The 6276-nt window shown below is 69.7% G+C and carries 4 protein-coding genes; all 4 read left to right on the top strand.

Annotated elements, in window-relative coordinates:
* Positions 1-1166, top strand: a 1166-nt coding sequence (locus MJ783_RS19845) for a branched-chain amino acid ABC transporter permease (protein WP_239312527.1), incomplete at its 5' end; no start/stop codon positions are given.
* Complete coding sequence (locus MJ783_RS19840) at positions 1163-2080, top strand: ABC transporter ATP-binding protein (RefSeq protein ID WP_370651726.1); 918 nt, start codon at positions 1163-1165, stop codon at positions 2078-2080. The genes MJ783_RS19845 and MJ783_RS19840, both read left to right, overlap by 4 nt.
* Positions 2080-2790: an ABC transporter ATP-binding protein gene (locus tag MJ783_RS19835; RefSeq protein WP_239312526.1), complete on the top strand. Its 711-nt coding sequence runs from the start codon at positions 2080-2082 to the stop codon at positions 2788-2790. The genes MJ783_RS19840 and MJ783_RS19835 overlap by 1 nt, the downstream gene beginning before the upstream one ends.
* A gap of 648 nt (positions 2791-3438) precedes the next feature.
* Entirely contained in the window at positions 3439-6210 is a 2772-nt protein-coding gene (polA, locus tag MJ783_RS19830) for a DNA polymerase I (protein ID WP_239312524.1), read from the top strand.
* Positions 6211-6276: the final 66 nt, after the last annotated feature.

Here is a 6276-nt window from a genome sequence, read left to right as displayed (position 1 = left end):
GGGCTGGGCGCCGGCGCGCGGGCGGCCGCGGGCGCCCAGCCGGCCTGGGCGTGCCGCAGCGGCTGACCGCATGGGCCGGCACCCTCGGCGGCTTCGGCGGTTTCGGCGGCTTCGCGGCATCCGCCCGAGGGAGGGCAGCGGTAAGCGCGGGCATGCTCGGTATAGCCCTCATCGTGCCGCTGGGCCTGTCCACAGCGGCCGCTCAGTCCCTCGTCACCGACGTCGGGATCTACGCCCTGCTCGCGCTGGGCCTGAACGTGGTGGTCGGCTACGCCGGCCTGCTCGACCTCGGCTATATCGCGTTCTTTGCGATCGGGGCCTACACGACCGCCTACTGCACGTCCCGGACAGCCATGCCCTGGCACTCGCCGGTCATTCTCAACCCGTTCGTCGTGGTCCCGATCGCGGTGGTCGCGGCGATGGTCGCCGGGGTGGCTCTCGGCGGGCCCACGCTGCGGCTGCGCGGGGATTATCTGGCCATCGTGACGTTGGGGTTCGGCGAGATCATCCAGCTGCTCGCGAACAACCTCGACGGTGTCACGGGCGGCTCGCGCGGAGTGTTCGGCGTGCCACCGCTATCCTTGGACGTCGGGAAGTTCCACTATGCCTGGGGCCTGGCGCCACTGCCGTACTACTACCTCCTGCTCGCCATCATCACTGCGGTGATCGTGGTGTTCGGCCGGCTGGAACGGTCGCGCGTCGGCCGGGCCTGGGCGGCAATCCGGGAGGACGAGTTCGCGGCCGAGATCTCGGGCGTCGCGACGGTACGGATGAAGCTGCTCGCGTTCTCGATCGGCGCGTCTGTTTCGGGTTTCGCGGGTGTGCTCTTCGCGACCAAGCAGTTCTTCAACCCGCAGACCTTCAGCTTGCAGGCGTCGATCCTGGTCCTCACCATCGTGATTTTCGGCGGGATGGGCTCCCGGTTTGGCGTGGTGCTCGGTGCTGTGGTCCTCCAGGGGCTGGCGTTCTTCCTGCGCGATGTGGTGCCCCCGACCGATCGGTACATCTATTTCGGGATGATCGTGGTCATTATGATGATCTTCCGGCCGCAGGGCCTGCTCCCGCCACGGCGACGTGAGCGGGTCGGCGTGGCGCTCCCCGACTCCGACGACGCGGGTGTCCCGGGCGTCGGGGGAGCGCTCCCGGTCGGTGGGCAGGCCGGATGAACGACATGCCGATCGGGGCTCCCAGCGCCGATGGCGGCAGCGCTGGTCTGGTGCTCGACGTGCGCGAACTCGTGCTCCGCTTCGGGGGAGTCACCAGCCTGGATGGGGTGTCGCTACGCCATGAACGCGGCCAGATCCTCGCGGTGATCGGTCCGAACGGCGCGGGCAAGACATCGCTGTTCAACTGCCTGACGGGCGTCTACCGTCCGCAGAGCGGCGGTGTCACGCTGTGGGGGCGTGACGGATCTCCCACCAACCTGCTCGGCCGCCGGCCCCATATGATCAACAGGCTCGGGCTGGCCCGGACGTTCCAGCACACCCGGCTGTTCGGCGGGCTGAGCGCGCTCGCCAACGTCCAGATCGGAGTGGAGGGACGGGAGCGCCCGGCGGCACTGCGGGTGATGCTCGCCACCTCTGGCGTCCGGCACGCCGAGGCTCGCGGCGTGCGGCGGGCCATGGAACTGCTCGCCTTCGTCGGTCTGGCCCACCGCGCGCACGTCCCGGCCGCCACGCTCGCCTACGGGGAGCAGCGTCGCCTCGAGATCGCGCGGGCGCTGGGCAGCGGCCCGTGCCTGCTGCTGGTGGACGAACCGGCGGCCGGCGCGAACACGGCCGAGAAGAACGAACTGGCCGGGCTGCTGCGGCGGATCGCCGCGGACGGGATCTCCGTGATGCTGATCGAACATGACATGGGCCTGGTGATGAGCGTGGCCGCGGACGTGGTCGTGCTCAATTTCGGCCGGGTCATCGCCAGCGGCCCGCCGGCCCGGGTCCAGCGGGCCCCGGCGGTGCGTGAGGCGTACCTGGGCACGGCCGCGGCTGCCCCCGCCGACAGCGGCAGCGACACGAGCGGCATCCCGGACGGCATCGACGGCATCCCGGACGGTATTGCTGATGCGCGCGGCGGCTGCTGATGGCGCTCGAGCTCACCGGCGTGGAGGTCCGCTACGGCTCGGTGACCGCGCTGCGTGGGGTGAGCCTGCGGGTCGAGACCGGCGAGGTGGTGGCCCTGCTGGGGGCGAACGGCGCGGGTAAGACCACGACGCTGCGAACGGTGTCGGGGCTGTTGCGCCCGGCGTCGGGGGAGGTGTCGCTGGACGGTGAGCGGCTTTCGGGCCTGCCGGCGCACGAGATCGTCGCGCGTGGCGTCAGTCATGTGCCGGAAGGCCGCGGGGTGTTCCCGGTCATGTCCGTCCAGGAGAACCTGTTGATGGGCGCCTACCGGGATCGCCGCTGGGTGCGTGGGGACATCGACCGGGTGTTCACGATGTTTCCGCGGCTGGCCGAGCGCCGCGGGCAGGCCGCGGGAAGCCTTTCCGGCGGCGAGCAGCAGATGCTGGCCATCGGCCGGGCGCTCATGGCGCGGCCTCGCGTGCTGCTGTTGGACGAGCCGTCCATGGGGCTCGCGCCGTTGGTCGTCGCCACGATCTTCGCGGTCATCAGTGAGATCAACAGTACCGGCGTGTCCATGCTCCTGGTGGAGCAGAACGTCCATCAGGCCCTGACGGTCGCGGATCGCGGCTATGTGCTGGAGACAGGCCGGATGGTGTTGGACGGTCCGGCGGGCCTGCTGCGCGCGGACGACCGCGTTCGGCGGGCTTATCTGGGCGAAGACGTTGTCTGAGTGGCCGGTATCGCGCGCGGCCGGGGGACGCGGGATCGAACCGTGTACCCAGCGGCACATAAAGCTGTAGATGAATAAGTGAAACCCGGAACGGTCTTTGGTGCCGTCCACACCTTCCCCGTGCATGGACGTTATCTACTCGTCCGCCCCGGGCCCCACCGGCAAGACGCTAAGGCGTAACCGATGGCCACGTCAATGCACCGGGCGGACGGCTTGGCCAGTTCTCGCTCACTGTCTTCCCCGTGGCCTTCCCCCAGTGTTCCCGCCCTTCTTCGCGACGTGACCGGTGACACGTTCACACATCCGTCTTTGTGATCGAATACGGCCCGCGGGCGTACTGACCACCGTGGCATCCGGACGCGCGGGAAGTACTGTGATCGCGTACTCGGAAGCCGGCCGGTGGCCGTGCGGTCAGCTGAATAGTGGTCATCCGGACAGCATCAGCCGGATATCGGCGGTGGCAGGTACCCGGCTGCCGCGAATCCGCGTGGGGACACCCGTTACCGTCCCGGCCGGGACACACCGATACCCGGTGGCACCGGATACGAGATCCCGCTCCGGTGCCGCAGCCGTCTGTCCGGCTCGCGCCGACCGGGCGGCGCCTCGCGCCATGGCTCCCCTGTCGGAGGCTGTCCATAGACTCGTGTCGTGTCCGCCACAACCGCGAGCCCCGACAACCCGACAACCCGCGGCTCCGCGCGTTCGGCTGCTCGGCCGGCGCCGGCCGCAGCCCGGCCCGTGCTCGACGACGGTGAGCCGCGGCTGCTCCTGCTCGACGGCCACTCCCTGGCCTACCGGGCGTTCTTCGCGCTCCCGGTCGAGAATTTCGCCACCACGACGGGGCAGCCGACCAACGCGGTCTACGGGTTCACGTCAATGTTGATCAATGTGCTGCGCGACGAGCGCCCCACCCATGTGGCGGTGGCCTGGGACCTGCCGACGCCCACGTTCCGGCACCTGCAGTACGAGGAGTACAAGGCCGGGCGTGCCGAGGCCCCCGAGGACTTCGTCGGGCAGGTGAGCCTGATCCAGCAGGTGTGCGACGCACTTGCCGTGACCGGGGTCAGCGCCGCTGGCTACGAGGCCGACGACGTCATCGCGACACTCGCGGCTGAGGGCGCGGCCGTGGGCATGCGGGTGTTGGTTGTCACCGGTGACCGTGACGCGCTGCAGCTTGTCACCGACCAGGTGACGGTACTGATGACCCGGCGCGGAATCAGCGACATGACCCGGTTCACCCCGGCGGAGGTCGAGGCCAAGTACGGGCTCACCCCGGTGCAGTACCCGGACTTCGCCGCGTTGCGCGGCGACCCGTCGGACAACCTGCCGTCGGTACCCGGCGTAGGGGAGAAGACCGCCACCAAGTGGATTCAGCAGTTCGGCTCGCTGGCCGAACTCGTCGACCGGGCGGACGAAGTCGGCGGCAAGGTGGGCGGATCGCTGCGCGCGCACCTTGCCAGCGTGATCCGCAACCGGACCCTGACCGAGCTCGCCCGTGACGTGCCGCTGGAGCTCTCCCCCGCCGACCTGCGGCTGCGCCCGTGGGACCGTGAAGCCGTCCACCAGCTCTTCGACACCCTCCAGTTCCGGACGCTGCGGGAACGGCTGTACACGGCGCTGGCCACGGTCGAACCCGCGGCTGAGGAGGGTTTCGAGGTGGCCACGCGGGTCCTGGGGCCCGGCGAGGTGCCCGCATGGCTGGCCGAACATGCCCATGGCGGCGGGCGCGTCGGCCTGTACATCCGGGGGAGCTGGGGGCGGGGCACCGGCGTCGTCACCGCGCTCGCGCTGGCCACCATCGACGGCGCCGGTGCCTGGATCGACCCAGCCGAGCTCACCGTGGCCGATGAGAACGCGCTGGCGCGGTGGGCCGCCGACGCTGACCAGCCCAAGGCCGCGCATGACGTCAAAGGCCCGATGTCGGCGCTTGCCGCCCGTGGCCTGTCTCTCGCGGGTGTCACCAGCGACACCGCGCTCGCGGCCTACCTCGCGCTGCCCGGCCAGCGCGGCTTCGACCTGGCCGATCTCGTGCTGCGCTATCTCCGGCGTGACCTGCGCGCGCAGGGGTCTGACACCGGGCAGCTGACCATCGACGGATCAGACGAGGCGGACGCGGCCGCCGCGGACGTCGTGCGGGCCCGTGCCTGCCTTGAGCTCGCCAACGTGCTCGACGCGGAGCTGGTCCGGCGCGGTGCCACCGCGCTCCTGCACGACGTGGAGCTGCCGCTCGTCGGCGTGCTGGCCGGGATGGAGCGGGCCGGTATCGCCGCTGACACCGATCATCTGATGGAACTCCAGAAGCACTACGCCGCTGAGGTCGCCGCGGTGTCCGGGCAGGCTCATGAGATTGTCGGGCGCCCATTCAACCTCAGCTCACCCAAGCAACTACAGGTGATTCTGTTCGACGAGCTGGGCCTGCCGAAGACCAAGAAGATCAAAACTGGCTACACCACCGACGCGGACGCGCTGGTCTGGCTTGCCACCCAGGCCGACCATCCGCTACTGGCGGTACTTCTGCGCCACCGTGACGTCGCTCGGATGCGTACCGTGGTGGACTCGCTCATCCCGATGATCGACGATGCCGGTCGTGTCCACACGACCTTCAACCAGATGATTGCGGCGACCGGCCGGTTGTCCTCGACCGACCCGAACCTGCAGAACATCCCGATCCGCACGGCCGAGGGCCGTCAGATCCGCCGGGCGTTCATCGTCGGCGCGGGTTATGAGTCCCTGTTGACGGCCGACTACTCCCAGATCGAGATGCGCATCATGGCGCACCTGTCCGGCGACGCGGGACTGATCGAGGCGTTCGCCTCCGGCGAGGACCTGCACACCTATGTGGCGGCCCAGGCGTTCGGCCTGCCCGTGGACGCGGTCGACCCGGAGCTGCGCCGCCGGATCAAGGCCATGTCCTACGGGCTGGCCTACGGCCTGTCGGCGTACGGGCTTGCCAGCCAGCTCGGCATCCATCCGGAAGAGGCCCGCGCACAGATGGAGACGTACTTCGCCAGATTCGGCGGGGTACGGGACTTCCTCCGTGGGGTGGTCGAGCAGGCCCGCGCGGACGGCTACACACAGACGATCATGGGACGTCGCCGTTACCTTCCGGACCTCACCAGTGACAACGCGCAGCGTCGGCAGATGGCCGAACGGATGGCGCTCAACGCTCCCATCCAGGGGTCCGCGGCGGACATCATAAAGATCGCTATGTTGGGCGTCGACCGGGCGCTGCGGGACCGCCGGCTACGGTCGCGGCTGTTGCTCCAGGTCCATGACGAGCTTGTCCTGGAGATCGCTCCGGGCGAGCGGGCCGAGGTCGAGGCACTGGTGCGGGCCGAGATGGGGACGGCCTACCAGCTGTCGGTACCTCTTGATGTCAGTGTCGGTTGCGGCCTGACCTGGGACGACGCCGCCCACTGACCTGCCGGGTGCCGTCAGCCGAGCTGCTGCCGGGGCGCCGGCCTGTCGCCGCTGTCCGCAGCCGCC

It is taken from the genome of Protofrankia sp. Cj3, from assembly GCF_917627355.1.
In the GTDB taxonomy this organism is placed as follows: domain Bacteria; phylum Actinomycetota; class Actinomycetes; order Frankiales; family Frankiaceae; genus Protofrankia.
This window is presented reverse-complemented; position numbering and strand designations above follow the sequence as displayed.